Annotated in this window: 28 protein-coding genes; 13 read left to right on the top strand and 15 right to left on the bottom strand. The window is 72.1% G+C overall.

Translation table 11 applies throughout. The features are described 5' to 3' along the window. Window positions 1-846: 846 nt before the first annotated feature. From ACFPCV_RS36945 to ACFPCV_RS36935, 3 genes are read left to right on the top strand one after another with little or no spacing between them, the layout of a single operon-like run. A complete protein-coding gene (locus ACFPCV_RS36945) occupies window positions 847-1,563 on the top strand; it encodes a maleylpyruvate isomerase N-terminal domain-containing protein (protein ID WP_378061999.1) in 717 nt (238 codons plus the stop codon). Between the two features lie 10 nt (window positions 1,564-1,573). Continuing rightward, window positions 1,574-2,425, top strand: coding sequence for a formyltetrahydrofolate deformylase (purU, locus tag ACFPCV_RS36940; protein WP_378061997.1), 852 nt, complete (start codon window positions 1,574-1,576; stop codon window positions 2,423-2,425). Continuing rightward, on the top strand, window positions 2,426-3,373 hold the full coding sequence (locus ACFPCV_RS36935; protein ID WP_378061995.1) for an isopenicillin N synthase family dioxygenase: 948 nt from the start codon (window positions 2,426-2,428) through the stop codon (window positions 3,371-3,373). Between the two features lie 79 nt (window positions 3,374-3,452). On the opposite strand, the gene ACFPCV_RS36930 is transcribed toward ACFPCV_RS36935, so the two are convergent. From ACFPCV_RS36930 to ACFPCV_RS36910, 5 genes are all read right to left on the bottom strand, one after another. After that, window positions 3,453-4,304 (bottom strand): SCO6745 family protein, encoded by an 852-nt coding sequence (locus tag ACFPCV_RS36930; RefSeq protein ID WP_378061993.1) that lies wholly within the window; start codon window positions 4,302-4,304, stop codon window positions 3,453-3,455. Window positions 4,305-4,386: 82 nt separating this feature from the next. After that, the gene (locus ACFPCV_RS36925; RefSeq protein WP_378061992.1) at window positions 4,387-4,932 is read right to left on the bottom strand and encodes a YbaK/EbsC family protein; all 546 of its coding nucleotides are present in this window, start codon (window positions 4,930-4,932) and stop codon (window positions 4,387-4,389) included. Then, on the bottom strand, window positions 4,926-5,219 hold the full coding sequence (locus tag ACFPCV_RS36920) for a DUF2516 family protein (protein WP_378061991.1): 294 nt from the start codon (window positions 5,217-5,219) through the stop codon (window positions 4,926-4,928). The genes ACFPCV_RS36925 and ACFPCV_RS36920 overlap by 7 nt, the downstream gene beginning before the upstream one ends. A gap of 105 nt (window positions 5,220-5,324) precedes the next feature. Then, window positions 5,325-6,017, bottom strand: coding sequence for a hypothetical protein (locus tag ACFPCV_RS36915; protein ID WP_378061990.1), 693 nt, complete (start codon window positions 6,015-6,017; stop codon window positions 5,325-5,327). Window positions 6,018-6,022: 5 nt separating this feature from the next. Further along, on the bottom strand, window positions 6,023-6,439 hold the full coding sequence (locus tag ACFPCV_RS36910; RefSeq protein ID WP_378061988.1) for a helix-turn-helix domain-containing protein: 417 nt from the start codon (window positions 6,437-6,439) through the stop codon (window positions 6,023-6,025). A gap of 132 nt (window positions 6,440-6,571) precedes the next feature. On the opposite strand from ACFPCV_RS36910, the gene ACFPCV_RS36905 reads away from it, so the two are divergent. Then, a complete protein-coding gene (locus ACFPCV_RS36905) occupies window positions 6,572-7,285 on the top strand; it encodes a VOC family protein (RefSeq protein WP_378061987.1) in 714 nt (237 codons plus the stop codon). Here ACFPCV_RS36905 and ACFPCV_RS36900 read toward each other — a convergent pair. Beyond that, complete coding sequence (locus ACFPCV_RS36900; protein ID WP_378062007.1) at window positions 7,229-7,894, bottom strand: P-loop nucleotide/nucleoside kinase family protein; 666 nt, start codon at window positions 7,892-7,894, stop codon at window positions 7,229-7,231. The genes ACFPCV_RS36905 and ACFPCV_RS36900 overlap by 57 nt on opposite strands. Window positions 7,895-7,915: 21 nt before the next feature. Continuing rightward, the gene (locus tag ACFPCV_RS36895; RefSeq protein WP_378061985.1) at window positions 7,916-8,293 is read right to left on the bottom strand and encodes a TFIIB-type zinc ribbon-containing protein; all 378 of its coding nucleotides are present in this window, start codon (window positions 8,291-8,293) and stop codon (window positions 7,916-7,918) included. Window positions 8,294-8,499: 206 nt separating this feature from the next. Between ACFPCV_RS36895 and ACFPCV_RS36890 the strand changes: the two genes are divergently transcribed. Together ACFPCV_RS36890 and ACFPCV_RS36885 are read left to right on the top strand one after the other, a co-directional pair. Then, window positions 8,500-10,431: a helix-turn-helix domain-containing protein gene (locus tag ACFPCV_RS36890; RefSeq protein WP_378061983.1), complete on the top strand. Its 1,932-nt coding sequence runs from the start codon at window positions 8,500-8,502 to the stop codon at window positions 10,429-10,431. Between the two features lie 42 nt (window positions 10,432-10,473). Continuing rightward, window positions 10,474-10,977 (top strand): YdeI/OmpD-associated family protein, encoded by a 504-nt coding sequence (locus ACFPCV_RS36885; protein WP_378061982.1) that lies wholly within the window; start codon window positions 10,474-10,476, stop codon window positions 10,975-10,977. On the opposite strand, the gene ACFPCV_RS36880 is transcribed toward ACFPCV_RS36885, so the two are convergent. Beyond that, window positions 10,978-12,123: an MFS transporter gene (locus ACFPCV_RS36880; protein WP_378061981.1), complete on the bottom strand. Its 1,146-nt coding sequence runs from the start codon at window positions 12,121-12,123 to the stop codon at window positions 10,978-10,980. A gap of 30 nt (window positions 12,124-12,153) precedes the next feature. Beyond that, entirely contained in the window at window positions 12,154-13,422 is a 1,269-nt protein-coding gene (locus tag ACFPCV_RS36875) for a 3-hydroxybutyrate oligomer hydrolase family protein (RefSeq protein WP_378061980.1), read from the bottom strand. Window positions 13,423-13,573: 151 nt separating this feature from the next. Here ACFPCV_RS36875 and ACFPCV_RS36870 point away from each other — a divergent pair, with 151 nt between their 5' ends. Next, complete coding sequence (locus tag ACFPCV_RS36870; RefSeq protein WP_378061979.1) at window positions 13,574-14,527, top strand: extracellular catalytic domain type 1 short-chain-length polyhydroxyalkanoate depolymerase; 954 nt, start codon at window positions 13,574-13,576, stop codon at window positions 14,525-14,527. A gap of 46 nt (window positions 14,528-14,573) precedes the next feature. On the opposite strand, the gene ACFPCV_RS36865 is transcribed toward ACFPCV_RS36870, so the two are convergent. From ACFPCV_RS36865 to ACFPCV_RS36855, 3 genes are read right to left on the bottom strand one after another with little or no spacing between them, the layout of a single operon-like run. After that, complete coding sequence (locus ACFPCV_RS36865) at window positions 14,574-16,898, bottom strand: FtsX-like permease family protein (protein ID WP_378061978.1); 2,325 nt, start codon at window positions 16,896-16,898, stop codon at window positions 14,574-14,576. Window positions 16,899-16,953: 55 nt separating this feature from the next. Then, window positions 16,954-17,631 carry an ABC transporter ATP-binding protein gene (locus ACFPCV_RS36860; RefSeq protein ID WP_378061977.1) on the bottom strand — a complete coding sequence of 226 codons (678 nt, stop codon included), beginning with the start codon at window positions 17,629-17,631 and terminating at the stop codon, window positions 16,954-16,956. Then, on the bottom strand, window positions 17,628-18,152 hold the full coding sequence (locus ACFPCV_RS36855; protein ID WP_378061976.1) for a PadR family transcriptional regulator: 525 nt from the start codon (window positions 18,150-18,152) through the stop codon (window positions 17,628-17,630). The genes ACFPCV_RS36860 and ACFPCV_RS36855 overlap by 4 nt, the downstream gene beginning before the upstream one ends. Window positions 18,153-18,260: 108 nt before the next feature. Here ACFPCV_RS36855 and ACFPCV_RS36850 point away from each other — a divergent pair, with 108 nt between their 5' ends. Beyond that, window positions 18,261-18,719: a CGNR zinc finger domain-containing protein gene (locus tag ACFPCV_RS36850; protein ID WP_378061975.1), complete on the top strand. Its 459-nt coding sequence runs from the start codon at window positions 18,261-18,263 to the stop codon at window positions 18,717-18,719. Next, complete coding sequence (locus tag ACFPCV_RS36845; protein ID WP_378061974.1) at window positions 18,716-18,871, top strand: hypothetical protein; 156 nt, start codon at window positions 18,716-18,718, stop codon at window positions 18,869-18,871. The genes ACFPCV_RS36850 and ACFPCV_RS36845 overlap by 4 nt, the downstream gene beginning before the upstream one ends. Here the strand turns inward: ACFPCV_RS36845 and ACFPCV_RS36840 are convergent. Next, a complete protein-coding gene (locus ACFPCV_RS36840) occupies window positions 18,868-20,148 on the bottom strand; it encodes a DUF445 domain-containing protein (protein ID WP_378061973.1) in 1,281 nt (426 codons plus the stop codon). The two genes, ACFPCV_RS36845 and ACFPCV_RS36840, sit on opposite strands and share 4 nt — an antisense overlap. Window positions 20,149-20,177: 29 nt before the next feature. Between ACFPCV_RS36840 and ACFPCV_RS36835 the strand changes: the two genes are divergently transcribed. Both ACFPCV_RS36835 and ACFPCV_RS36830 read left to right on the top strand, forming a co-directional pair. Further along, a complete protein-coding gene (locus ACFPCV_RS36835; RefSeq protein ID WP_378061972.1) occupies window positions 20,178-21,350 on the top strand; it encodes a pyridoxal phosphate-dependent aminotransferase in 1,173 nt (390 codons plus the stop codon). A gap of 357 nt (window positions 21,351-21,707) precedes the next feature. Beyond that, a complete protein-coding gene (locus ACFPCV_RS36830; RefSeq protein WP_378061971.1) occupies window positions 21,708-22,529 on the top strand; it encodes a hypothetical protein in 822 nt (273 codons plus the stop codon). A 363-nt stretch (window positions 22,530-22,892) separates the two neighbouring features. Here ACFPCV_RS36830 and yczR read toward each other — a convergent pair whose 3' ends face one another. Beyond that, the gene (gene yczR, locus ACFPCV_RS36825) at window positions 22,893-24,305 is read right to left on the bottom strand and encodes a MocR-like transcription factor YczR (protein ID WP_378061970.1); all 1,413 of its coding nucleotides are present in this window, start codon (window positions 24,303-24,305) and stop codon (window positions 22,893-22,895) included. Window positions 24,306-24,375: 70 nt separating this feature from the next. Between yczR and yczE the strand changes: the two genes are divergently transcribed. Further along, window positions 24,376-24,990 carry a membrane protein YczE gene (gene yczE, locus ACFPCV_RS36820; RefSeq protein ID WP_378061969.1) on the top strand — a complete coding sequence of 205 codons (615 nt, stop codon included), beginning with the start codon at window positions 24,376-24,378 and terminating at the stop codon, window positions 24,988-24,990. Window positions 24,991-24,999: 9 nt separating this feature from the next. On the opposite strand, the gene ACFPCV_RS36815 is transcribed toward yczE, so the two are convergent. Further along, window positions 25,000-25,821 (bottom strand): hypothetical protein, encoded by an 822-nt coding sequence (locus ACFPCV_RS36815; RefSeq protein WP_378062005.1) that lies wholly within the window; start codon window positions 25,819-25,821, stop codon window positions 25,000-25,002. Between the two features lie 66 nt (window positions 25,822-25,887). Between ACFPCV_RS36815 and ACFPCV_RS36810 the strand changes: the two genes are divergently transcribed. Beyond that, a complete protein-coding gene (locus ACFPCV_RS36810; protein WP_378061967.1) occupies window positions 25,888-26,097 on the top strand; it encodes a helix-turn-helix domain-containing protein in 210 nt (69 codons plus the stop codon). Window positions 26,098-26,113: the final 16 nt, after the last annotated feature.

Below are 26,113 nucleotides of genomic sequence, written 5' to 3'. Positions count from 1 at the left end.
CCCAAGAGAAACTCACCCTGCTACTGTCCTAACAGAACATGGTGCGACGACCGCATGAACCCGCCACGCTTTCGGGACACTCAACGCCCTGAAAGCGCCTTTCGGGACATGACACCGCGCCCGCGCAGCGGGCGCCGGGCGCGCAGCGCCCCGCAGGCCCCGACCGCAGGGCGGGCCGCCGTGAAAGGCGCGTTCACGGCACATCCAGTGCTGTGAAAGGCACATTGACGGCATTGAGCGCCGTGAACGGCCCATTCACGGCATCCCGAATGCCGTCAACGCGCCTTTCACAGCACCAAAACCAGGGCGCCACGCCCCCGGCCCGCGAAGCGGGGCCCGCACCGAGCCCGCGAAGCGGGCCCAGGACTACGCAACCCCAACGGTGGCGCAAGCCCACCACAAAGGGACTCCCTGCCATCCCGTCGACCTGGCAACGCCCGATCACACCGCGCCAAGGGGGGCCAAAAGCCCGAATCACAACACACCAAAGCTGGCCCCCCTTGGCGCGGTGTGATAGCCCGCAGGGAGGTCGACGGGATGGCAGGCAGACCCGCCCAAACCGGAACCGAACAGCCCCTCCGCCACCCCAGAGACCTGCCCGTCCGGCGAGGACAAACAACGCGAAAAGACGCAAACCGCCCGGAACGCAACCCCCACCCGAACCCGGGGGCGTCCCGCCATGCCGGTCTACCGCCCCCCGCCGACAAAACAAGCCCCACAAGCCAATCTGTGGACAACCGAGTCGGTTGTGGACAACTGCGGTCGTACGTCAGTACCAGGACCAGAAGCCGCTCCAGGCCGACGACGAGGCCGCCGTTGGTGGACGCGACCACTAGGGTTGACCCCGTGGAGTTCGGCGATTACCTCGAAAGAACGCGGCAGCAGGCGACGGCGTTGCGGGCGGCGGCGGTGGCCGCCGGGCCGGAGGCCGAGGTGCCCACGTGTCCAGGGTGGACGGTGCACCGGCTGGTGCGGCACATCGCGCGGGTGCAGGCCCAGGTCGTGCTGGCGCTGGACGCCGACGCGGCCGGGGAGGCGCCGAGGACCGAGCGGCCGCCCGAGGACTGGGACGAGCTGCTCGCGTTCTGGGACGGGCAGGTCGACACGATGCTCACCGAGCTGGCGCGGCGTGGTTCCGGCGCGCCAGCCTGGGCGTTCGCCGGGTTCTCCGGCACGGCCTTCTGGGCGCGGCGGCAGGCGCACGAGACCGCGATCCACCGGCTCGACGCCGAGCACGCGGCGCACGGCGACGACGTGCCGCATCTCGTGTTCGACTCCGAGTTCGCGGCGGACGGTGCCGACGAGGTGCTCACGATCATGGTCGCCCGGTTCCCGGCGCAGGTCACGGGCACGGTGCTCGTGCACGCCGCGGACGCGGGCCGGGCCTGGCTCGTGACCCTCACCACCGGCGCGCCGCCGGTGGTCGGCAAGGCCACCGACATCGACACCGACGCGTCGCTGGTCGGCACCGCGGACGCGGTCTACCGTGCGCTGTGGAAGCGGCCGAGCACCGCTCTGGTCAACGGGGATCCGGCGCTCGTCGCCGCACTGCGCACTCCCTGAAAGGACGGCCATGGCCCGCCGCTACGTGATCACCTTCGGCTGCCCGGACCAGATCGGCATCGTCGCGACGATCGCGTCGTTCCTCGCCGACGCGGGCGGCACGATCGTCGCGGCCGCGTACCACACCGACCCGGACACCGGCTGGTTCTTCACCCGGCAGGAGGTGGCCGCCGACTCGCTGCCGTTCGACGCGGACGAGCTGCGGACCCGGTTCGGGGCGACGGTGGCGCCGCTGGGCGGGGAGTGGCGGATCCTCGACACCGGGGAGCGGCGCCGCGTGGTGATCCTCGTGTCGAAGGAAGGCCACTGCCTGTACGACATCCTCGGCCGGGTCGCGGCCGGGGAGCTGGACGTGGACGTGTCTGCGGTGATCGGCAACCACACCGACCTCGCGACGATCACCGAGGCGCACGGCATCCCGTTCCACCACATCCCGTTTCCCCGCGAGGACAGGGAAACGGCGTTCGCCAAGGTGTCCGAGCTGGTCGAAGCGGCGGACCCGCACGCGATCGTGCTGGCGCGGTTCATGCAGATCCTGCCCGCGCAGCTGTGCGCGCGGTGGACGGGCAGGGCGCTGAACATCCACCACAGCTTCCTGCCGTCGTTCGTCGGCGCGAAGCCCTACCACCAGGCGCACCGGCGCGGTGTGAAGCTGATCGGCGCGACCTGCCACTACGTCACCGCCGAGCTGGACGCCGGGCCGATCGTCGAGCAGGACGTGATCCGCGTCGACCACGGCGACTCGGTGCCGGACATGGTGCGCAAGGGCCGCGACATCGAGAAGGTCGTCCTGTCCCGCGGCCTGCGGTGGCACCTGGAGAACCGGATCCTGGTGCACGGCAACAAAACGGTGGTGCTGTAGGTGCTGCCGGTCGTCGACCTGACCGGGCCGGACGTGCCGGCGCGGATCGAGGCCGCCTGCCGCGACACCGGCTTCTTCTACGTCACCGGGCACGGGGTGTCGCGCCGGCTCCGCGAGTCGCTGGACGCGGCCGCGCGGACGTTCTTCTCCTTGCCGGACAACGAGAAGGACGAGATCGCGATGGTCCGCGGCGGGCGGGCGTGGCGAGGCTGGTTCCCGGTCGGCGCCGAGCTGACCGCGGGCGAGCAGGACCGCAAGGAGGGCCTGTACTTCGGCACGGAACTGCCCGCCGGGCACCCACTTCCCTTGCACGGCCCCAACCTCTTCCCCCGGCAGGTCCCGGAGCTGCGCCCGCTCGTGCTGTCCTACCTGGACGAGCTGACCCGGGTGGCCCAGGACGTGCTGCGGGGCGTGGCGGGCAGCCTCGGGCTCGCCGAGGACTACTTCGCCGCCGGGTACACCGCGAACCCGACCGTGCTGTTCCGGATCTTCCACTACCCGCCCGCCCCGGCCGGTGACCCCGGCTGGGGCGTCGGCGAGCACACGGACTACGGGCTGCTGACGTTGCTGCTGCAGGACGACAACGGTGGTCTGCAGGTTCACACGCCCGACGGGTGGCTCGACGCGCCGCCGCTGCCGGACACGTTCGTGTGCAACATCGGTGACATGCTCGAACGGCTGACCGGCGGGTGGTATCGGTCCACTCCGCACCGGGTGCGGAACACGTCCGGGAAGGACCGGCTGTCCTTCCCCTTCTTCTTCGACCCGGACTTCGGCGCCGAGGTGCCGCCGTTGCCCGACCGGGCCGCGGTCGCCGGGGACGGGCGGCGCAGGTGGGACGGCCGGTCGCCGCTCGCGTTCGACGGTACCTACGGCGACTACCTGACCGCGAAGGTCGCGAAGGTCTTCCCGCGGCTGCGTTCCGAACTGGACACGCAACCTTCCTGACCGCCGCGGCGTCTTATGTGTTGGGGGATCGAGCAACTCATCCAGGGCGGGGAGTCCGTGTGGCTCCCCGCCCGCCCATTCACCGGCTCAGCCCCAGGGTGCTCTGCCGCGGCAACAGACCCGTCTGGACGACCGCCATGGTGACCGGCATGACGAGCTGCGCGAACCGTCCCGCCCGTTCCGCGCCCAGCGCCCGGTAGGCCGGTGCCGCCAGCTCGTCGGTCATCCGTTCCACCTCGTCGCGGCCGTCGCGGCCGGCCTCGGTGGCGGTGCCGTCCTCGTTCAGCCAGCCCCGCTCGACGAGCCGCCCGGTGGCGGCGGCCCACTCGTCCTCGGACCAGCCGCGGCTGGCGAACACCTCCTTCGGTGCGGCGCCCACACCGGCGAACGACACCAGCGACTCGACCGGGTCGAGGCCCGCGGTGAGCAGCGCGGCCACGTGGCCGTCGCCCCGGACCTCGCGCAGCACCGTGACCGCGTGCCACAGCGCGAGGTGCGGCTCGTCCGGCCACGGCAGGTCGGCGTTGGCCGCGCCGAGCGGACGGCCGACCGTGCGGGCGCCGTCGACCAGCCGGTGCGCAAGGTCGACGGCCTCGCGCAGGTCCACGTCGGCGGTGAGCCTGCCCAGCGCCTCGTCGATCCCGTCGCGCCGGGCGGCGAGCACGTCGTCGGGGGTGGCGACCTGCCAGGCGGCCGGGATGTGCTCGCGGACCATGGCCGGGTCGAAGCTGTAGAACGTGGCCGCGACCAGCTCGGGGCCGACCGCGCCCAGTGGGGCCGCGCGGAGCGGGAAGTAGCTCGGCCAGCGCGCCGCGGTGTCGAAGCCCAGCTTCGCGAAGCGCGCGGACACCTCCGGTGCGTAGTAGCCGATCGCGTGCACGGGCTCGGCGAGCCGCCACAGCTGCCGGACCAAACCCAGGTCGACACTCATTCATGGCCTCCAGTCTTGTCAGTGACAAGATAGCGGCACATGTTTCCACTGGCAAGTTGGTTGCCAGGTGCCCGGCTGGACGTCAGCGGCCGAGGCCCTCGATGACTTCCGCGTTCGGGAGGGACGCCAGCGTGGCGCCGGTGATCAGGAGCTTGCTGCCGCGGACGCCGCTGCCGATGACCAGCTCCGGTGCGGCCGCGACCGCCGCGTCGACCAGCACGGGCCACTGCGCGGGCAGGCCGAGCGGGGTGATGCCGCCGTACTCCATGCGGGTCAGCTCGACCGCGGTGTCCGTGGGCGCGAACGACGCCTTCCTGACGTCGAGCCGCCTGCGCACGACCCCGTTCACGTCGGCGCGGGTGGTGGCCAGCACCAGGCACGCGGCGAACCGCTCCTCGCCTGCCCGCTTGCCGGTCACGACCACGCAGTTCGCCGACGCGGTGAGCGCCGCGCCGTACGCTTCGCAGAACGCGGCCGTGTCGGCCAGATCCGGGTCGATCGCGGCGACGCCGACGTCAGCCGGGTCGGGCAGCGCGGCGAGTGCCTTGGCGACGGGATCGGCAAGCAGACCGGGGTGCTCGACGGCCGGTTCGACGGTCAGCGACCCCGCGATGGACCACCTCACCAACGGTTCCCCCGCTGCACCTCGATCAGCCTCGGCCGCACGTCGACGAGGTACACGAGCACGGCCACCAGACCAGCGATCCAGAACATCAGGCCGATGCTCGCCGCGTCGAAGAGGATCAACGCGACGGTGCCGCCCGCCGTGATGCCGAGCCAGGCCGGTTTCGTCATCCTGTCGATCGCGGTGTACGCGTCCGGACGTTGCATCAGTGCGTGGATGAACGCGTAGACCCCGACGGGGACCGCGAGCCACTTGATGATCCAGAGGATCCACAACGCTTCTGCCGGCACGCCCCCAGACTACGTGCGGACGCCGGGATGTGACCAGCGGACCCGTTCCGCACACACGGCGCCCCCGGTGCCGTGACCGGCCGCCGGGGGCGCTGAACTGGGGTGTTACTTGGTGGACTTGGCCGAGCCGTTGGTCTTGCGGGTGGTGGCCGCCGTGCGCGGCGCGGACTTGCGCGGCGCGGTGTCGCCCGTGGCGTTGCGGGTGGCGTTGCGCACGTCCTCCGCGACCTCGCCGCCCACCTCCTCCACCGTCAGCGCGGTGTCCTCGGTGACCCGCTCCAGCGCGCTCGCGGTCTTCTCGCCGACCGCGCGGGTCCGGCGGGTGACCTTCGCGAGGACCTCCTCGGTCAGCTCGCGGGCGTCCCCGGCCACGTCGCCGACGCGCTCCTGCAGCGTGGCGATGGCCTCCTCCAGCTGGTCCATCGCCTTGCCGACACGCGGGTCGGCCTTCAGCTTCGTCAGCGCGTCCTCGCCCTGGTCGGCCAGCTTCTGGTACAGCTTCTGCGCGGCGTCGGTGTACTCGTCGACGAGCTTGCGCAGCTCGGCCGGGTCGACCCGGTCGCGAAGGCCGGCCAGGTCCCTCGGCAGCGTGTCGACGGTCCCCCTGGCCGAGGTGGTGCCCTCGCCGACCCTGGTGCGCGCCTTGTTCACGGTGTCGACCAGAGCCCTGGTGGCCAGGTCACCGGCGCCCAGCGCGGCGAGCAGCGGCGTGCGGATGCCGTCCGCGGCGGTGTTGAGGACGGCGACGGCCTGCTCGCGGGCCTTGCGCACGTCGTCGGTCTTCGGCAGCGAAACCATGGTGTTCACTCCTTGTTGTCAGGCTCAGGCTGTTCGGTGGTGGCCGTTCCCGCGGCTGCTGTCGCGGCGTTCTCGCGGCGGAACGACTCGTAGACGTCGAGCAGCACCTGCTTCTGACGTTCGGTGAGCGTCGTGTCCGCGCGCACCGCGTCGACCACCGGTCCGCCCTGCGGCAGGTCGAGGATCCCGGCCTGTACGTAGAGCGCCTCCGCCGAGATCCGCAGACCCTTGGCGATCTGCTGCAGGATTTCCGCGCTCGGTTTGCGCAAACCCCGCTCGATCTGGCTGAGGTACGGGTTGGAGACCCCGGCGAGCTTCGAGAGCTGGCGCAGCGAGATCTTCGCGTTGCTGCGCTGCTGCTTGATGTACTCGCCGATGTCCCGTCCGAGGTCGGCGACCTTGTCGATGGGGCTCTCGTTCAACTCCGGCCACCTCCTCGTGACGTCTTCGACGGTACGCCCAAGTGCTAGCAGTTGCAAGCACGCTGCTTGCGGCCGTGGCCCATGTCGCAAGTAGGGCTGGAACTGACCTACATGGCCGCTAGCGTTGCCGCCATGAGCGAAGTGAACGAGAACCAGCCGCTGGGAACGCCCACGTGGGTGGACCTGCGGGTGCCCGACGTCGCCGCGGCGAAGCACTACTACGGCACGGTCTTCGGCTGGTCCTTCGAGGACGACGAACTGGGTGCCATGTGCTTGCTGCGGGGCGTGCCGGTGGCCGGGATCCGGGAGGGCAGCGGTGGCTGGACGGTGCACCTGGCGACCGACGACTGCGACACCACCGCCAAGGCCGTCGCCGCGGCGGGCGGCACGGTCACCGAGGAGCCGCACGACGTCGGCGGCCTCGGCCGGGCCGCGCTCGTGACCGACCCGAGCGGCGCGGTGTTCGGGCTGTGGCAGGGCGCGAGGTTCCCCGGCTGCCGCCTGGTCAACGAGCCGGACACGTTGGTGCGCAACGATCTCGTGACCGGCGAACCCGGTCCGGCGCGCGCGTTCTACCCCGCGGTCTTCGGCTTCACCCTCGACGGGAACCCGGACCTGCCGGAGTTCGACTTCACGTTCCTGCGCCGCCAGGACGGCCACGAGGTCGGCGGGATCATGGGGATGCCGGGCGCGGCCTCGGCGTGGGGCACGTGCTTCGAGGTCGCCGACACCGACGCGACACTGGCACGGGCGGGCGGCGGCACGGTCGACGACACGCCCTACGGCAGGTCAGCGGTGTTCCGCGACCCGTTCGGCGTCGAGCTGTCGATCATCGCCCGGCCGTAGCCGCGCGCGGACCCACTCCTCGATCACGTCGGCGGTGCCCGCGACGGACCGGGTCGTGGTGTCCAGCAACGTCATCGGGGGCCGCGTGCGCGCCGTGCGGACCCACTCGGCGAAGTCGAGCATCTCGTCGATGCGGTCGGCGTCCCAGCCGCGCCAGGCCGGACGCGCCAGCAGCCGCGCACGCAGCACGTCCGCGTCGCACACCAGCGCCAGGTAGTGGATGTCGCCGAACAGCACGCGTTCGGGCAGCAGCTCGAACTGCGGCGGCGCGACCGTGCCGCACAGCACGACGGGACGGCCGGACTGCTGCAGGCTCGCCGCGAGCCGCAGCCAGGTCTCCCGGAAGGCGGTCGAGTCACCGGTCGGGTCGCGCAGCGCGCCGACCCACAGCAGGTCCTGCTCGACGACGACGCAGGAGTCGGCGAGCCGGTCGACCAGCAACCGGCCCACGGTGGACTTGCCCGTGCCGGAGGGACCGGTGACGGCGAACAGCGGCAGGCGCCGGTACGGCTCCCGGTGTCCACATGAGACACACACGAGAACCGTGCCGGCGCCGTCGGCCTCGACCCGCGGTTCGTCGGTCCAGCGACCGCATCCCGCGCAGATCATCGGGTTCACGGGCGGGAAACCTCAGTCGAACAGCTGCTCCAGGAAACTCTTGCGGCGGCGTTGGCCGTAGGCGCCGTGGCCACCGTGGTGACCACGGGGCGAGTCGGAGTACCCGCCGTGTCCGTAACCGCGAGGGGAGTCCGAGTAGCCGCCGCGGGCGTGACCGCGGGGTGAGTCGGAGTACCGTCCCGGCGGCGGCGCACCCTGGTAGGGCGCCGTCGGCACCCCTCCCTGGTACGGCGGGGGCGCGGCCTGTGCCGAGTACTGGCGCTCGGCGTTCAGGATGGCCTCCAGCTCACCGCGGTCGAGAAAGATCCCACGGCAGCTGTCGCACTGGTCGATGTGGATGCCTTGGCGGTCCACGGTGCGCATCGTGTTCTGGCACTTCGGGCAAATCACACGGCAACAGTAGCGACGTCACGGTTGCCGCGGCCACCTGTGGCCCGGGTCACCACCCGAATGCCGCGTGCTATGTCCGGTTCGCACATGGTTCGCGCACCGCCGCGAAACCTACCGTTCATCCATGACCAGTGGCCGCGCGCACACCCCGCCCCGCTCCCTCGCCAGGCTCGGCCCGCTCGTCCCGGGGTCGCACAAGTGACACGATGACCGGCGTGGATGTGGCGGTCAACGACGCCGTGCGCAAGCTGCTCGACCTGCTCGCCTCCGACGCGAGCGGCGAGCAGCTCGCGCACGTCCCGGTGGCGGCGCGGTCGGCCGGGCTGTCCGACGCCGAGCACCAGGAGCTGGCGCGGGCGACCGAGGTGGCGCTGCGGATCCGGCACACGCTGACCGAGCACCGCAGGCGTGAGGCCGAGCTGCGGGCGCTGTTCGACACGGCGAGCGACCTGTCGAAGCTGCGGGACCTCGACGCGGTGCTGCGCTCGATCGTGCACCGCGCGCGGATGCTGCTGCGGGTGGACCTGTCCTACCTGTCGCTCAACGACGAGGCCGCCGGGACCACCTACATGCGGGTCACGGACGGCTCGGTGTCCTCACTGCTGCCGCGGCTGCGGATCGGCCACGGCGAGGGCCTCGGCGGGCTGGTCGCGCAGACGGCCCACCCGTACGCGAGCGCGGACTACCTGTCGGACCCGAGGTTCGCGCACCGGTCGGCGATCGACGACGCGGTGTCGGCCGAACGCATGGTCGGCATCCTCGGTGTGCCGCTCATGCTGGGCAGCAAGGTGATCGGTGTGCTGTTCGCCGCCGACCGGCAGCGCCGCGAGTTCACCGCGGAGGAGGTCGCGCTGCTGGCGTCGCTCGCCGACCACGCCGCGATCGCCATCGACAACGCGCAGCTGCTGGAGGAGACCCGGCGCGCGAACGAGACGATCAGCGCGGGCAACGAGTCGATGCGCCGCGCGGAGGACGCCCACGACCGGCTGATGGAGCTGGTGCTGCGCGGCGGTGACGTCGCGGAGGTGGCGGCCGAGGTGGCCGCGGTCCTCGGCGGCGGCATCGTGTTCTTCGACGCGGCCGGTGCGGAGCTGGCGCGGGTCCCCGTGGCGGCCCCGCCGGTGGTCGGGACCGGCAACGCGGCGACCCGCTCGGGATTCGCCGCTGCGATGACGTCCGGGATGGCGTCGGCGGTGGTGTGGCCGGCGGAGGCGGTGGCCGCGTCGCGGGCCGCGGGCCGGGCGGTGCGGGTCGGCGACCAGTGGGTGTGCGCGGTGCTGGCGGGCCCGGAGCTGCTGGGCAGCCTGGTGCTGACCGGCCGGGCGGCACTCGACGAGGCGGACCGGCGGCTGTTCGAGCGGGCGTGCGTGGTGGCGGCGCTCCTGTTGCTGCTGCGGCGTTCCGTCGCCAAGGCCGAGGACGAGGTCCGCGGCGAGCTGCTCACCGACCTGCTGACCACCCCCGACCGCAACCCGGCCGCGCTGCTCGCCCGGGGGCGCCGCCTGGGCATCGACCTGGCCGCGCCGCACGCGGTGCTGATCGCGCACGTCGACGGGGTGCCCCGGCGGCGGCTGGCGATGGCGTGCGGCCGGTTCGCGACGCTCGTCGGGTTGCACGCCGAGCAGGTGGTGGCACTGGTGGCCGACGGTGACCCGTCGGAGCTGGCCGGGCGGCTGGCGACGTCGCTGAGCACGTCGGTCGAGGCGCCGGTGACGGTGGGCGCGTCGGGACCAGCCGCCGGACCGCCCGCGCTGGCGGCCGCGGCCGACGAGGCACGCCGGTGCCTCCGGTCGTTGCTGGCGCTCGGGCGGGTCGGGCACGGGGCCGCGCTGGCGGACCTCGGTTTCGTCGGCCAGCTCATCGGGGACCGGACCGACCTGGCCGGGTACGTGCGGGCCACGCTCGGCCCGGTGCTGGACTACGACCAGCGGCGCGGCACCGACCTGGTGGCGACGCTACGGGCGTACTTCGAGTGCGGCACCAACCTGACGCGGGCCAAGGACGTGCTGCACGTCCACGTGAACACGGTCGTCCAGCGGCTGGACCGGATCGCGTCGCTCCTCGGCGACGACTGGCAGGCCCCCGAACGGGCCCTCGAGATCCAGATCGCGTTGCGGCTCCACCAACTCCACGAGTAAAGCGCTCATTCGGTGCGCACTTTGCCCAGGAGCATGGCCGGCATGGACATCATCGAGGTGCGCGACATCGGCGAGTGGCGGTCATGGCTGGCGGAGCACCACGGGTCGGCACACGAGGTGTGGCTGGTCATCGGCGCCGTGCGGCACGCGGAGGCCGTCGAGCAGGCGTTGTGCTTCGGCTGGATCGACGGGCTGCGCCGCGGCCCGCGGCAACGGTTCACCCCGCGCGGGCCGAGGAGCTCGTGGAGCGCGCTCAACCGGGAGCGGGCCGCGCGGATGACCGCGCGGGGGCTGATGACCGAGCGCGGCCAGGCGGCGATCGACCGCGCGAAGGCCATGGGGCGGTGGGAAACCGACGTCATGCCCGCCGACCTGCGTGCGCTGCTGGCGGCGAACCCGGTGGCACAGGGCCATTTCGCGGCGTTCCCGCCGTCGACGCGGCGGCTGATCCTCGAGTGGATCGGCGACGCCCGGCGCGCGCAGACCCGGGCCCGCAGGCTCGCGACCACGGTCGCGATGGCCGAGGTGAACGCCCGCGCCCGCTGATCACCGGGCGGAGAGCACCTGTTCCGGCAGCCGGGTGCCGAGCACGGCGAACACCGCCGCGCCCGCGGCCGCGCACCCCGCCACCACCGCCCACGGCGCCCACACACCCGCCGCGGACAACGCCACCACCGCGGGCGCGAGCACCCCCGGCACCGTGAACGCGTACTGGAACGCCGCAAGGTGCCGCCCCCGCGACCCGGCGGGCGCCATCGCGACGGCGAGGGCGTTGGCCCTGGTGCCGAACAGGACCGCGGAGGCGGCCAGCACCAGCGCCGACCCCAGGAACCACGCCGTGCGCCAGGCGGGCGGGAGCGCCGAGGCGGCCAGGCACAGCCCGCACCACACCACGACCAGCCAGGCGGCCCTGGCCAGGGTCGTCGTGCGCGGCAGGTGGCGGGTGGCCCGCACCGCGAGCGTGGCGCAGGTGCTCGTGACCGTCGTGTGAAGCGCGAGGACCACCCCGGGCAGCCACGGCGGGGCACCCAGGTCCAGCACGTAGACGGGCAGGCCGACGAGGAAGAAGTCCGCCGACAGCGCGACGAGCCCGGTGCCCGCCACCAGCACCACGAACCGCCGGGAGATCCGGCCCCCGCGGGCGGGCGCCGCGGTGTGCGGTGCCCGGACCCCGACCGCCAGCACGAGCGCGGCGACCACGAAGCTCGCCGCGTTCACCGCCACCGCCGCGTCGAGCGCGCCCACGGTCAGCAGACCGCCCGCGGCGAGCGCCCCCAGCCCGAAGCACGCCGACCGCACCATGCCCACCACCGCGAACGGGTGGTCCTTGCGCCGCGCACCGACCACGTCGGAGATCAACGCGAACAGCGAGCTGTAGAACAACTGCTGTCCGGCGGCGAGCAGGCAGGTGGCGACCGCGACCACCACGACCCCGTCCGCGACGAGGAACCCCGTGGTCCCGGCCGCCTGCACCACCTGCGCGGCGATCACCACCGGCCGGGGCCCCAGCCGGTCCACGAGCCGCCCGGCGACCGGCGGCACGAGCAGGCCCACCACGGTCCCGACGGTGACCGTCAGCCCGGCCACGGCGAGCGGCAGCCCGACCTCCCTGGTCACGTACACCAGGACCATCGGCAGGAACAGCCCCGACCCGAAGTTGTCGGCACCCAGCGCTATCAACAGCGGCAGCACCCGGCCACGATGCCACGGGTGCCGCGTGGGTCAGCGCAACCAGTTCTCCAGTTCGGTGACGGCCTTCTGGAACTCCGGGGCCAGCGGGACGAGCCGGTCCGGGAACGCGTCCACGAGCCCGTCGGTGTGGGTGGCGTTCGCGACGCGGTGGTAGCGGTGCAGCGGGCCGCGGCCCTTGTCCCGGACCATCCGCGCGTACACGTCACCGCTCGCCGCGATCGGGAGCAGGGTGTCGAGGGTGCCCTGCAGGGTGATCAGCGGTTTGCCGATGCGGCCGGTCAGCGCGACCTTCGCGACCGCCGCCTTCACCGAAGCCGGGCGGGACGCGTAGTCGTAGTCCGCGTCGCAGTCCGGGGTTCCGCTCGCGCAGTACGGGACGCCCGCGTCGAGGTCGCCGTCGAACGACGGGTCGAACTCCTCGCGGTAGGTGCGTTGCGTGAGGTCCCAGTAGTACTGGTGGTGGAACGGCCACAGGAACTCCGACTCCGGCGCGTAGCCCGCGGCGACGAGCGCCTCGCGGGCCTGCGGCGACCCCGCCGCGTAGGCCGGGAAGTGCTTCATGGCCGGGGGCAGGAAGGTCAGCAGGTTCGGGCCGTTCGTGGTCCAGAGCGTGCCTTCCCAGTCGACGCCGCCGTCGTAGAGCCACGGCACGTTCTCCAACTGCCAGCGCACCAGGTAGCCGCCGTTGGAGATGCCCGCCACCAGTGTGCGGTCGGGGAGGCGGCCATACCGTTGCGCAGCAACGGCTTTCGCGGCGATCGTCAGCTGGGTGACGCGGGTGTTCCACTCGGCGACGGCGTCGCCGGGACGGCGGCCGTCGTGGTAGAAGGTGACGCCGGTGTTGCCCTTGTCGGTCGCGGCGAACGCGTATCCCTTGGACAGCACGAAGTCCGCGATCGCGCGGTCGTTCGCGTACTGGCGGCGCGAGCCCGGCGAGCCGGTCACGACCAGGCCGCCGTTCCACCGGTCGGGCAGCCGCAGCACGAACTGCGCGTCGTGGTTCCAGCCGTGGGTGGTGTTCGTGGTGGAGGTGTCCCGGAAGTACCCGTCGACCTGGATGCCCGGCACCCCACTCGGCTGCGGCAACGACGCCTGTGTGAGCCCCGCCCAGTCGGCGGCGACCGTGTGCCCCGACTCGACGGTGCCCGCGGTCGTCAGCTCGTCGAGGCACGACACCACCTGACGCTCCGCCATGGGCACGTGGAGCCGGGCGCAGTCCCGGGGTGCCGCCGCCGCGACGGCGGGAGCGGAGAAGGCGACCAGGGCGGTGACGGCACCGGCGACCAGGGCAGCACGCATACCGCAGAACGTAGAACCCTTCCGCGCGCACGGAAATGAGTGCGGCCACCACAAACCGGACGGCGAATGTGGTGACGACCACCCTCAACAACCAGCGACCACACATTTACCATGAGTGAGGAACGCCCGAACACAACGAGGTGGTGACGGCATGTTCCGACCAGTGTCAGTGGCCGTGGTGGCCACACTCCTGCTCACGATCGTCGGTGCGACACCGGCGGCAGCGGCCATCGAACCGGTACCGAGCTTCGGCACCAACCCCGGCAACCTGAAGATGTTCCGTTACGTGCCAACGGGTCTGCCCGCGAACAGACCCGTCGTGGTGGCGCTGCACGGCTGTACGCAGAACGCGTCCGGGTACGGCACCGGCGCCGGCTGGACGGAGCTGGCGGACCGGATGGGGTTCGCCGTGGTGCTGCCGGAACAGCAGAGCGGCAACAACTTCAACCGGTGCTTCAACTGGTTCGAGCGCGGCGACACCACCCGGGGCCAGGGTGAGGCGGAGTCGATCGCGCAGATGGTGCGGAAGACGATCGCCGACACCGGCGCGGACTCGGCGCGGGTGCACGTCACCGGGCTGTCGGCGGGTGGCGCGATGACAGCGGTCATGCTGGCGGCGTACCCGAACATGTTCGCGGGCGGCGGCGTGGTCGCGGGCATCGCCTACCGGTGCGCGGCAAGCATGATCGACGCGTTCTCGTGCATGAACCCCGGCAGGAACCAGACCCCGGCCGCGCTGGGCGACGCGGTCCGGGCGGCCTCGTCGCACAGCGGCCCGTGGCCGGTGGTCAGCATCTGGCAGGGCACCGCCGACTACACGGTGGCGCAGGCGAACGCGACCGAACTGGTCGAGCAGTGGACCAACGTGCACGGCATCCCCGCGACCCCGACCAGCACCGACACGGTCGCGGGTCACCCGCACGCCGTGTACGCGGCGAACGACAGGCCGGTCGTCGAGCGGTACACGATCACCGGCATGGGCCACGGCCAGCCGCTCGACCCCGGCGCCGGGCCCGAGCGGTGCGGCACCGCGGGCGCCTACCTGCTGGACGTCGACATCTGCGCCGCCTGGCACATGGGTGCGGCCTGGCGGCTGGCGGCATGACCGGTGCCGGGAGAGGCAGCGACGCCTCTCCCGGCACACCCCCGGCTCACTCGGTCCGCAGTGCCGACAGGCGTGTCGCGTTGCGGAGGAAGGGCATGGTCATCGCGCTCACCATGAGGCTCAGCGCGACCGCACCGGCGCACAGCAGCACGACCCCGCCCCAGTCGACGACCAGCGGATCCTCCGACAGCCGCATGACCAGTGCCGCGAGACCGAGCCCGGTGGCGAGCGCGACCACCACGCCGAGCGCGATCGGCAGCGCCACCTGCCACAGCAGCGACCGAGCCAGGACCCCGCGCGGCACCCCGCTCGCCGTGAGCATGGCGAGGGTGCGGCGGCGTTCCCGGATGTGCTCCAGCGCCAGCACCAGCAGGCTCACCCCGGCCAGCAGCAGCGTGAAGATCGACCCCGCGTACAGGCCGGTGCGGATCGCCACGTAGGTCTGCTGGTTGCTGCTGAGGTCGGGTCCGGTGTTGGACGAGTACACGTTCGTCTCGATGCGGTGCGCGGCGACCGAGTTGCGGATGCCTTCCAGCTGGTCCCCGGTCAGGCCGTCGTCGACCATCGCGTACACCGTGGTCATGTCGTCCTCGGGCAGCGTCGCGGGAGCGATCGCACCCGGGGTCACCACGATCTGCCCGTAGATGGTCGAGTTCTCCCGCCGCGAGAAGGACCGCGCGTCCGCCGGCACCGTCCACGAACCGGTGACCTCGTAGTTCCGCGGGTCCCAGTCCTGGTTCGACGTGTTCAGGTACTGGCGCTGCTCGAGCACGGTGCCCGGCCCGGGCGGTGCCTGGTACTCGTCCCGCAACAGGAACACGTCGCCGTCCGCGCAGTCGCCGAGGTGCATCAGGTCCACCGCCGCGGCGCAGTCCAGCACGACGGCGCCGAACGCGTTGTCCGTCCCGCCCGTCTCGTAGAACGACGTGTACCGCATGGTGTGCACGCTCTCCACCCCGTCGGCGGCGGCCAGGTCGTGCGACACCGTCTCCGCGAGCGCCGGGGGGCTGTACACCTCGACCGAGCCGCGTGGCTCGGCCGGGCTGCCGGGGAGCCCGACCACGCCCTCGACCGACATCAGCACGGTCTGCAGCGTGATGGCGCCCGCCAGGACGACCGCGACCCCGCCGACGACCCGCGCGGACGTGCCGCTGTCCAGCTGCAGCCTGCGGATCGCGAGCAGCCACGACGGCGGCCCGCCGGCCACCCGCCCGGCGACCCGCTCGACCAGCCACGGCAGCAGCACCGGCACACCGACCAGCAGCAGCGCCGCCCCGCCGCTCACCGCCCACGCCCACAGGTCGCTGTTGTCCGGCGCGCCGAGCTGCGTGGTCAGCAGCACGATCCCCAGCACGATCAGAGCCAGCCGCCACCACAGGCGCCTGCGCACCGGCTTGCTCTGCCGCACGACGCCCAGCGGCTCGATGATGGTGCGCCGCAACGCGAACAGCGCGGTGAGCACCGACAGCGCCGGGATCAGCAGCACGACCAGCACGGTCAGCACCGGGTCGGGCACCACGTCGGAGACGTACGCCCGCTCACCGAACAGGTCGACCCGGTCGGCGAACCGGCGGGCCACCAGGAACACCGCGAACCCCAGCACCAGCCCGGCCATCGCGCCCGTCAGCGACTCCGCGGCCGCGATCCTGCGGACCTGCCGCGAACCGGACCCGACGAGCCGCAGCGCGGAGAGCCTGCGATCCCGCTCCGCGCCCGCGATCCGGCTCGCGGAGGTCACGAAGATGAACACCGGCAGCAGCAGCACCACAGCGCCGATCAGCAGGAGCGTCAGCAACCCGGGGTTCAGTAAACCGGGGTCGGCCGCGGCGCCGAACCCGTACGCCGCGGTCACGCTTTCGACGTCCTCGATCACCGCGGCGTCGACGCCGATCCACGCCGTCAGGTCCCCCGGCAGCTCCACCAGGTCCTGGGGGAGCGTGCCGACGACCTTCTCCGGCAGCCGGGGCACCAGCAGCTCGCCCTCCGGCGACGCCAGCAGCTCGGCCAGCGCGGGCGACGCGTACATCTCGCCCGCGTCGGGCAGCGCGGGCAGCCCGGCCGGTTTCGGTGCGGCCGGCCCACTCGCCGCGACGTAGGTGATCCTGATGCCCTCGCCGCGGTACTCCGTGTACTTGCGTTCGACGTAGGTCGGGTCGACGCCGTCGACGGGCTGGTCGGACACGATGTCCGCGGCCTGCCGCGCCTCGCGTTCGGCGTGCATGGTGCCCGCCGACGCGCCGACCAGCAGCACCGCCGTCGCGATCGCGATCCCCACCGCGCTGAGCGCGAGCCTCGCCCACGAGGTCCGGCCGCCCCCGACGGCCAGCCGGACCCCGAGGACGAGGTCGCTGATCCACCCCCGGACGTTCACGCCCGTTCCTCCCCCGCTTCGAGGACGCACGGGGTGCGCCCGGAGTTGCCCGCACTCACGCGAACTCCACCTGCCTCGTGTGGCCGTCGCGCACGATGACCTCGCGGTCGGAGTACGCGGCGACGCGGGGCTCGTGGGTCACGAGGATCACGGCGGCGCCGGTGTCCTTCGCGGCCTCGGTGAGCATCCGCATCACGTGCTCGCCGTTCAGCGAGTCCAGCGCGCCGGTCGGCTCGTCCGCGAAGATCACCTTCGGCCCGGTGACCAGCGCGCGGGCGACCGCGACCCGCTGGCCCTGACCGCCGGACACCTCGCCCGGCCGCTTGGCCGCGACGTCGTCGACCTCGAGCCGGTCCAGCCAGACACGGGCCCTGGCCTCCGACTCCTTGCGCTTCATGCCGCCGAGGCGCATCGGCAGCGCCACGTTCTCGATGCAGGTCAGCTCCGGCACCAGCTGCCCGAACTGGAACACGAACCCGAACTCGGTGCGCCGCAGCGCGCTGCGCGGCTGGTCCGGCATGGCCGACAGCTCCCTGCCGTCGTAGCGCACCGTGCCGGCGTCGGGCTGGATGATGCCCGCGAGGCAGTGCAGCATCGTGGACTTGCCGGACCCGGACGGGCCCATCACGGCCACGACCTCACCGGCGCGGACCGACATGTTCGCGCCGTCGAGCGCCTTGGTCGGACCGAAGGACTTGACGACATCCGTCGCCACGAGCAGGGGCTCGGTCATGAGGTCACCTGTTTCCTTAGTTCGTCGACGCGGGCCGCGGTCAACTCCAGCCAGCGCAGGTCGGCCTCGAGGTGGAAGATCGCGTGGTCGCAGATCAGCTGGTCGGCGAGGTCACCGCCGGACTTGCGGGTGGTGAGCTCACGCATGGTGCGCAGGTGCGCGTGCCGCTGGGCGTCGAGCACGTCCTGGGCGTCGCGCCCGGACATGAGCGCGATCACGACCTTCGTGTAGAGCGTGCTCTGCAGGTACGGCTCCGGCTTCTCCGGTGTGCCGAGCCACTTGTCGACGTCGGTGACACCCTCCGCGGTGACCGCGTAGCGCCTGCGGTCCGGGCCGCTGCCCTGTTCGACCCCGCTCTCCTCGATCAGGCCGTGCTTCAGCAGCCGCGAGAGGGTCGCGTAGACCTGCCCGTAGTGCAGCGGCCGGTCGTGACCGAAGCGCTCGTCGTAGGCGCGCTTCAGGTCGTAGCCGTGTCTCGGCCCGCTTTCGAGGAGACCTAACAGAGTGTGTCCGATCGACATGGCAGCGAACTGTACACGCGGTGTATAGCCACGGTCTATACACCCGGCGAATAGCATCCTGAGCAGGCTTTCCTGTCTACAACCGGTGTTCGGCCTACAGTGGTTGCCGTGACCGACGTTGACCTGGTGGTCGACTTCCTGAACACCGTCGACCACGACGCGCACACCGACGTCCTGTCCGATCCGGACGCCTGGCGGCGCTGGCTCGCCGACCGCGGCCTTGCCGACTCGACGGCCGTTCGCGCCGTGCGCTCCGCGCTGCGGGCCGCGGTCGGCGACCCGGTCGGCTCGCCAGCCGGGGCCGCCGCCGCCGTCACCGTCGAACTGGCAGCGGACGGGGTGCCCCGGCTGGTGGCGGCCGACGTGGTCGGTGCGGTGCTCGCCGCCGCGAGCCGGCTGGCCGTGCTCGGGCAGTGGGCGCGGGTGAAGATCTGCCCTGCCGGTGACTGCCGGTGGGCCTTCTTCGACCGGTCGCGCAACCGGTCGCGCACGTGGTGCTCGATGCAGGTGTGCGGGAACCGGGAGAAGGCACGTGCCTGGCGTTCACGTGGCCAGGTCCCTCGGTGATCCGCTTCGCGGGGCCGCTCGGCGTCGGCAATGCCCTGAAAGGCGCGTTCAGGACGCTCAGCGCCCTGAACGGCCCATTCACGGCATCGGCCCTGATGACGGGTTCGTACGCCAAGCCACTTCACATGATCTTCACGGAATCAGTCGTCTAGAGGAACAGGTGGGCGATCGTGTAGATCAGCAGCCCTGCCAGTGCGCCCACGACCGTGCCGTTGATCCGGATGAACTGCAGGTCGCGGCCCACCTGCAGTTCGATCTTGCGGGAGGTCTCCTCGGCGTCCCAGCGCTGCACGGTGTCGGTGATCAGCGTGGTGATCTCGGCCCGGTAGTTGACCACCACGTACGCGGCCGCGCCCTCGACCCAGCTGTCGACCTTGTCGCGCAGCGCGTCGTCGGTGCTCAGCTTGCGGCCCAGTGCGGTCAGGCCCTCGCGTACTCGTTTGCGCAGCTCGCTGGAGGGGTCCTCGGCCGCGTCGAGCAGCAGGCGCTTGGCCGTCGTCCACGCCGAGCCGATCACGTTCTGCACCTCGCGGTGTGCCAGCACCTGCTGCTTCACGGCCTCGGCGCGTTCCATGGTCTCCGGGTCGGTCTGCAGGTCGGCGGCGAACTCGGCGAGGAACTTGTCGACCGCGAGCCGCATCGGGTGGTTCGGGTCGGTCTTGACCAGCCACGCGAACGACAGCACCTCGCCGTACACCTTGTCGGCGACCATCGAGTCGACGAACTTCGGTGACCAGGTCGGGGCCCGGTCCGACACCACGCGCAGCACGGAGGAGTGGTTGTTCTTCACCCACTCGTAGGCGCGGTCGCAGACCAGGTCGACGAGCTTGTGGTGCGAACCGTCCTCGAACACGCCGGCCAGCAGCTTGCCAAGCGGCGGCCCCCACGGCACCGCGACCACGCGCTTGACCACGGCCTGCTCCATGACCTCCTGCACGTCCTCGTCGCGCAGCACGGCGACCGCGCCGCGCACCACGGTCGCCAGTTCGGCGGTCACGCGTTCCGCGTTGTCCGGCTGGGCCACCCACGCGCCCAGCCGCGCCGCGATGCCGACGCGCCGCAGTCGTTCGCGCACGACCTGCTCGGACAGGAAGTTCGCGCCGACGAAGTCGCCGAGGCTGTTACCGATCGCGTCCTTGCGGGTCGGGATGATCGCCGTGTGCGGGATCCTGATCCCCAGCGGGTGCCGGAACAGCGCCGTGACCGCGAACCAGTCGGCCAGCGCGCCGACCATGCCCGCCTCGGCGGCGGCCTTCACGTAGCCGGTCCACGCCGGCTCACCCGGCCACAGTGACATCACCACGAACAGCACGGCCGCGCCGAGCAGGAACGACAGCGCGACGAGCTTCATCCTGCGCAGCGCGCGCCGCTTCTCCTCCTCGTTCGGGATGGGGGCCGCGATGTTCTTGCTCTCGGTCAGTTGCCGCACCTCCCCATTGTCCGTGAGGATGGCTGACCGTGCGTCGTCCTCCTCTCGTATCCCGCCTGACCCCGTTCACGTCGACGATCTTCGCGGAGATGACCGCGCTCGCGACCAGGACCGGGGCGGTGAACCTCGGGCAGGGCTTCCCCGACACGGACGGCCCGGCCCGCATGCTCGAGGAGGCCAGGAACGCGATCTCGGCCGGCGTGAACCAGTACCCGCCCGGCCCCGGCCGCCCGGAGCTGCGGGCCGCGATCGCCGCGCAGCGGGCCGCGTACGGGATCGAGTTCGACCCGGACACCGAGGTCCTGGTGACCGTGGGCGCCACGGAGGCCGTCGCGGCGGCTCTGCTGGCACTGACAGAACCGGGTGACGAGGTCATCCTGTTCGAGCCCTACTACGACTCGTACGCGGCTTCTGTCGCGATGGCGGGAGCGACCCGCAAGGTCGTCTCACTGGTCGACGGCGAGCGGTTCTCCGTCGACCTCGACGCCGTGCGGGCCGCGATCACCCCGGACACGCGAGCGATTCTCGTGAACTCGCCACACAATCCGACCGGCACCGTGTTCACGCGCGCGGAACTGGCCGGGATCGCGGCGCTCTGCGTCGAGTACGACCTGATCGCGATCACCGACGAGGTGTACGAGTCGCTGACCTACGACCTCGGCTCGGGAGGGGTGCCGCACCTGCCGCTGTGCACGTTCCCCGGCATGGCGGAACGCACGGTGACGATCTCGTCGGCCGGGAAGATGTTCAACTGCACCGGCTGGAAGATCGGCTGGGTGTGCGCGCCGAAGGAGCTGGTGTCCGCGGTCCGCGCGGCCAAGCAGTTCCTGACCTTCGTGGGCGGCGCACCGTTCCAGCCCGCCGTCGCCTACGCGCTGAACCACGAGTCCGCGTGGGTGACCGCGCTGCGCGACGACCTCGCCGTGAAGCGGGACCGGCTCTCGGAAGGGCTGGCGGCGGCCGGTTTCGGCGTGCGGCCGAGCGCGGGCACCTACTTCGTGTGCGCGGACGTGCGGCCGCTTGGTTTCGCCGACGGCGCGGAACTGTGCAGGCAGCTGCCGGAACGCATCGGCGTGGCCGCGGTGCCGGTGCAGGTGTTCACCGACACACCCGACGCGTGGAAGCACATCGTCCGCTTCGCCTTCTGCAAGAAGGACGACGTGCTGGACGCCGCGATCGAACGGCTGCACAAGCTGGCCTGACGGGAACGACGACCGCTTCACGAAGCTTGCCCTGAAAGGCGCGTTCAGGGCGCTGGGTGCCCTGAACGCGCCTTTCAGGGCATCGACCACGCCGTCTACGCGTCCGGGCGATGACGCTGCGTTGCCCGGAAATCTCGTCTCTCGCCCGAAATGGGTAGGGCCCGTGGTGGTGGCCACAAAGGATCACCTCATGTGATCAACATTGCCCCATCCGGCCGATACGGTGCGCTTTCCCGGTCTTTCCGGGTGGAACTCGCGCGGCTAGGGTGCACATTGTCGGTGTGGTGCTAGATAGTGTGCACTGTCGGCACGGGCACTCTGCCGGCTGACTCGCGTTGACGGACGGTGGTGGTCGCGGTGGAGCTTGTTCGCCTGCTGCGCCGCGGGCTGCTCGTCGCCGCGATCGCGGCCGCGGGGTGGCTGATCGGTGCCGTGTTCGCCGGTTCGGCAAGTGCGGACACCGGGCCCGGCAGCCGGCCACCGACCCAGCCGCCGACCCAGCAGCAGCCTTCCGGCGACCTGCTCGGCGGTCTGCTCGGCGGCGTCACGAACACGCTCACCGGCCTGACCGACTCGGTCGCCGACTTCACCAGGCCGGTCGTCGACCTCACCAGGCCGGTGGTCGACACGACCACGGACTTGCTGACGCCGGCCACCCAGCCGGTGCGGGAGCCCGACGTCGACGTGCCGGAGCAACTGCCCGGTGCGGGCTTGGCGGGCGACTGGGCGGGCGGCTGGAGCGGCTTGAACGGGACGGACCGCGCCGACGCGGCGCCCGCCCCGGTGCCGGTGCCAGTACCCGCGGCGGCCCCTGTCGCGCCGGTGCCGCGGCAGGCCACCGCCCCGGCGCCGGTTCAGGTCACGCGGGCGGCACCCACGCCGGAGGCCGCGCCCGCCCCGCAGCGGGCGGCGCCCCGCGGCGTCGTCAGGAACGACACCGGCCACCAGGCGGGCACGGGCTCCACGCCGGAGCCCGCGAAGGCGCCAACGGGCCCGGGGACCCCGGGGACGTCGGCGTCCGCCGCCCACGACAACTCGGGTGGTGCCCGCGGTGCGGCAGGCGCCCCTGCCGCGCACGCCACCCCGGCCCACCCGGCCGACGCCGGGTTCACCACTCGCAGCCGCGCGGTGAACGCCGCGGGCCGTGACGTCGGTTTACCGGTCGCCACACCTGACTGAATGGGCACCGGACACCGGACACCTGTGTCTCCAGCCCAGAACGACCTTTGACGTGGCCCATCCGGCCAACCAGCTGGCCCGAACGACTTCTCCGGCGGTCCCCGAACCGCACAAGCTACCCGACCTGCCGACCGCGCCCGGTCAGGTCGGGACCTGGCCCCGGCGCCGCGATGCCCCCGCGGCGCCGGGGCTCCCCCTCTGGCAGCTCGTCCGGCCGGCGCAACGAGGGGCTGTGCCGGCCGGCCCCTGCCGAGCACCAGAGGCGAACAGTGCGCTGGATGGCTTCCGCCCGGCCGATCGGCCGAAGCGGGCTAGGCCATCCAGCGCACTGCTTTCTACCCTGTATACAGTCCTCCGGTCCAGTCATGTGACCGGAATGGACCCGTTCTCCGCCATCGGGGCACGACTTTCAGCCACTGAGGCGGCGGCGGCCGCGAGTCGGCGCACCGCTTCGGTCAGCACGTCGACCGGTTGGGTGTAGGGCACCCGCAGGTAGCGCTCGAGTCCCCCGTGCGGGGTGAAGAACGAGCCGGGGGCGACCCGCACCCCGAAGTTCAGCGCCGTCGCCGCGATCCGGGTGCTGACCGGCGCGGGCAGTCGGCACCACAGGCTCAGTCCGCCGCCCGGCACGTCGAACGTCCAGTCCGGGCAGTGCTCCCGCAGCAGCCCGGCCAGCGCGTCGCGGCGTTCGACCAGCATGCGGCGGCGGTCGAGCAGCGGCTCGCGTGGGTGTTCGAGCAGCTCGCTCAGCACGAGCTGCTCGAACACCGGCGAGCCGAGGTCGAGACCGCGGCGGGCGACGGTGAGCCTGCTGATGATCTCCGCGGGCGCGCGCACCCAGCCGAGCCGCAGCCCGCCCCAGTAGGACTTGCCCGCCGAGCCCGCGGCCAGCACCACGTCACCGAACGCGCCGAACGGCGCGACCGGCTCGTCGGTGAAGTCCAGGTCGACGCTGGTCTCGTCCACGACGACCGGGGTGCGGGCGCGGCGGAACATGGCGCCGAGGGCCCTGCGGCCCGCCTCGTCGAGGCGGGCGCCGGTCGGGTTCTGGAAGTCGACGATCAGGTAGGCGAGCCGGGGCGCGGCCTGGCGGAGGGTGGCCTCGATGCCGTCGAAGTCCCAGCCGCCCACTTCTGTCATGGCGACCGGCACGGGGATGGTGTGCGCGCCGCGGATGGCGTCGATCGCGTTCGGGTAGGTCGGCTGCTCGATCAGGACCCGGTCGCCGGGCCCGGTGAACAGGCGCAGCGCGATGGCGAGCGCGATGTGCGCGCCGTTGGTGACGAGGATCTGCTCCGGCGTGGTGGACAGGCCTCGTGCGGTGTACCGGTCGGCGAGGCGGGCCCGCAGGTCGGGCATGCCCTGTTCGTAGTAGCCGTGCGAGCACAGCTCGGCGGCGAGGCGGGGGACGGCGGCCTCGGTGGCGGCCGCGATCCCGGCGATGGCCGGTGGCACGGCCCGCGCGAGGTCGATGTTCTCCTGGTCCGCCTCCGGTTCGCCGCCGCCGCCGGCAGCGGGGATCGCGGTCCACGACCCGGCACCGCGGCGGCTGACCACGAGCCCGTCGGCCTTCAGCCGTTCCCAGGCGGTGGCGATCATGGTGCGGCTGACGTCGAGCGCCGCGGCCAGCTCGCGCTCCGGCGGGAGGGCGGTGCCAGCGGGGACGCGGCCGTCGAGGATGAGGAGCCGGAGCCCGGCGGCCAGGTCCACGGCGCCGTGCCGCGAGCCGTGGCGGCGCCAGTTGCCGAGCAGGTGTGCCAGACGTCTCGCGTTCACCAGGCCAATTTATGGTGATTGGTTATTGATGACAAGCCAATGCGTTGTCGAGCATGGCCACATGTCGACGATGGATCTTTTGCCGGTGCCGGTCACCACCTCGCCGGTGCGGCGCCTGCCCCAACTGCTCGGCGGGCTGGTCCTGTACGGCGCGAGCATGGGCCTGATGATCAGGTCCGGACTGGGCCTGGACCCGTGGGACGTGCTGCACGAGGCGCTCGCCGAGCGGACGGGTCTCACGTTCGGCACGGTCACCGCGATCGTCGGCGCGCTGGTGCTGCTGTGCTGGATCCCGCTGCGGCAGCGCCCCGGGGTCGGGACGGTGGCGAACATCCTGGTGATCGCGGCGGCGGTGGACCTCACGCTCGCCGTGCTCACGCCCCCGTCGGCACTGGCGCCGAGGATCGTGCTGATGGTGGCCGGGGTGGTGCTGAACGGCCTCGCGTCGGCGGCCTACATCGGTGTCCGCCTCGGCCCTGGACCACGCGACGGGCTGATGACCGGCCTGAACGCGCGGGCGGGCTGGTCGATCCGGATCGTGCGCACCGCGATCGAGCTGACCGTGCTCACGGCGGGCTGGCTCCTCGGCGGCACGGCCGGTGTGGGCACGGTGCTGTACGCGCTGGCGATCGGCCCGCTCGTGCAGGCGTTCCTGCCGTACGTGACATGGCGCGGGCGGGCGTGAGCAGACCGCCTACGTGAAGTTCACGACCACCAGCGCCTGGTCGTCGTGTGGTTTGGCGCGGGGCCAGCGGGTGCCGCGGGGGTCGTCGAGCTCCGCGGCGCGGACCCGGTCCAGCACGGCCTCCGGGCCCTGCGCCGCGGCCAGGTCCCGAACCGCCGTCCAGTCCGGGAACACCTGGTAGGTCTCGACGCCGCACGAGACGCCGTCGCTGGCCATCAGGACCGTGGTCACCGCCGCCCGTGGCCAGGTCGCGCGTTGCGCGTAGTGGGCCGCGTCCGGATCGGCCTCCGCGACCCAGAAGCCGTCCTCGGTGTTGCGTCTGCGGCTCATGGAGGTGGCGGCGGCGCGCAGTGCGACCAGGTGGTCGTCGCCGTAGCCCGCGCCGGCGGCGAGCCGGTCGCGGTAGCCCGCGCCTCTCGGCATCGACGCGAGCCTGCCGTCGATCAGCGGGGCCGGGCCGTCCGCGGTGAACGCGACGATGGGGCTGTCGGCCAGGACCAGGCCCTCGACGACGCGGTCGTTCCAGCGCAGCACCGCCACCGTGCTCGACGGGGACTCGCCGGGTATCAGACCGTTGTCCCTGGCCAGGGCCTTGATCGCGGCGGCGAGCAGGTCGGCGAGGTCGGCGTCGGGATAGCCGACGAGCCTGCCGGACAGCTCACCGGCCAGTCGCGTCGCGTACCAGCCGCCGGTGGGCAGGTCGGGGTCGAGGGTGGTCGCGCCGTCGAGCAGCACCACCGCGTTCGGCAGCACGGCGACCACGTCCTCGCTGGGGCGGACCGCGCCGTCGAGCCCGACGCCGGGCCGTTCCGCCACCTCGATGCGGGGCATCATGATCAACATGATAGATGTCAACGAGAGTTGACACCTGCCGAAATGTCAACCTACGTTGACGTCATGACCGAAGCGACACACCTCGCCGCCGCCGCGGGCGACCGGGACCCCCGGGTCGGCCTCCGGGCGGTCGCGGCACTGCGCAAGCTCCTCGAACGACTGGAGGCGGTGCAGGTCCGCAACGCGCGGACGAAGGGATGGTCGTGGCAGGAGATCGCCGCCGAGCTGGGCGTTTCCCGCCAGGCGGTGCACAAGAAGCACGGGAGGGCCTGACATGTTCAACCGGTTC

It is taken from the genome of Actinophytocola glycyrrhizae, assembly GCF_042653545.1.
Lineage (GTDB): Bacteria > Actinomycetota > Actinomycetes > Mycobacteriales > Pseudonocardiaceae > Actinophytocola > Actinophytocola glycyrrhizae.
The sequence above is the reverse complement of the archived record's forward strand: the minus strand, read 5'-3'. Positions and strand labels throughout refer to the sequence as shown.

Coding starts and splice junctions, on each gene's coding strand:
- purU (WP_378061997.1), top strand. CDS start 1,574: ATGGCCCGCCGCTACGTGATCACCTTCGGCTGCCCGGACCAGATCGGC.
- ACFPCV_RS36930 (WP_378061993.1), bottom strand. CDS start 4,304: ATGAGTGTCGACCTGGGTTTGGTCCGGCAGCTGTGGCGGCTCGCCGAG.
- ACFPCV_RS36915 (WP_378061990.1), bottom strand. CDS start 6,017: ATGGTTTCGCTGCCGAAGACCGACGACGTGCGCAAGGCCCGCGAGCAG.
- ACFPCV_RS36905 (WP_378061987.1), top strand. CDS start 6,572: ATGAGCGAAGTGAACGAGAACCAGCCGCTGGGAACGCCCACGTGGGTG.
- ACFPCV_RS36900 (WP_378062007.1), bottom strand. CDS start 7,894: ATGATCTGCGCGGGATGCGGTCGCTGGACCGACGAACCGCGGGTCGAG.
- ACFPCV_RS36890 (WP_378061983.1), top strand. CDS start 8,500: ATGACCGGCGTGGATGTGGCGGTCAACGACGCCGTGCGCAAGCTGCTC.
- ACFPCV_RS36885 (WP_378061982.1), top strand. CDS start 10,474: ATGGACATCATCGAGGTGCGCGACATCGGCGAGTGGCGGTCATGGCTG.
- ACFPCV_RS36875 (WP_378061980.1), bottom strand. CDS start 13,422: ATGCGTGCTGCCCTGGTCGCCGGTGCCGTCACCGCCCTGGTCGCCTTC.
- ACFPCV_RS36870 (WP_378061979.1), top strand. CDS start 13,574: ATGTTCCGACCAGTGTCAGTGGCCGTGGTGGCCACACTCCTGCTCACG.
- ACFPCV_RS36860 (WP_378061977.1), bottom strand. CDS start 17,631: ATGACCGAGCCCCTGCTCGTGGCGACGGATGTCGTCAAGTCCTTCGGT.
- ACFPCV_RS36855 (WP_378061976.1), bottom strand. CDS start 18,152: ATGTCGATCGGACACACTCTGTTAGGTCTCCTCGAAAGCGGGCCGAGA.
- yczE (WP_378061969.1), top strand. CDS start 24,376: ATGGATCTTTTGCCGGTGCCGGTCACCACCTCGCCGGTGCGGCGCCTG.
- ACFPCV_RS36815 (WP_378062005.1), bottom strand. CDS start 25,821: ATGCCCCGCATCGAGGTGGCGGAACGGCCCGGCGTCGGGCTCGACGGC.
- ACFPCV_RS36810 (WP_378061967.1), top strand. CDS start 25,888: ATGACCGAAGCGACACACCTCGCCGCCGCCGCGGGCGACCGGGACCCC.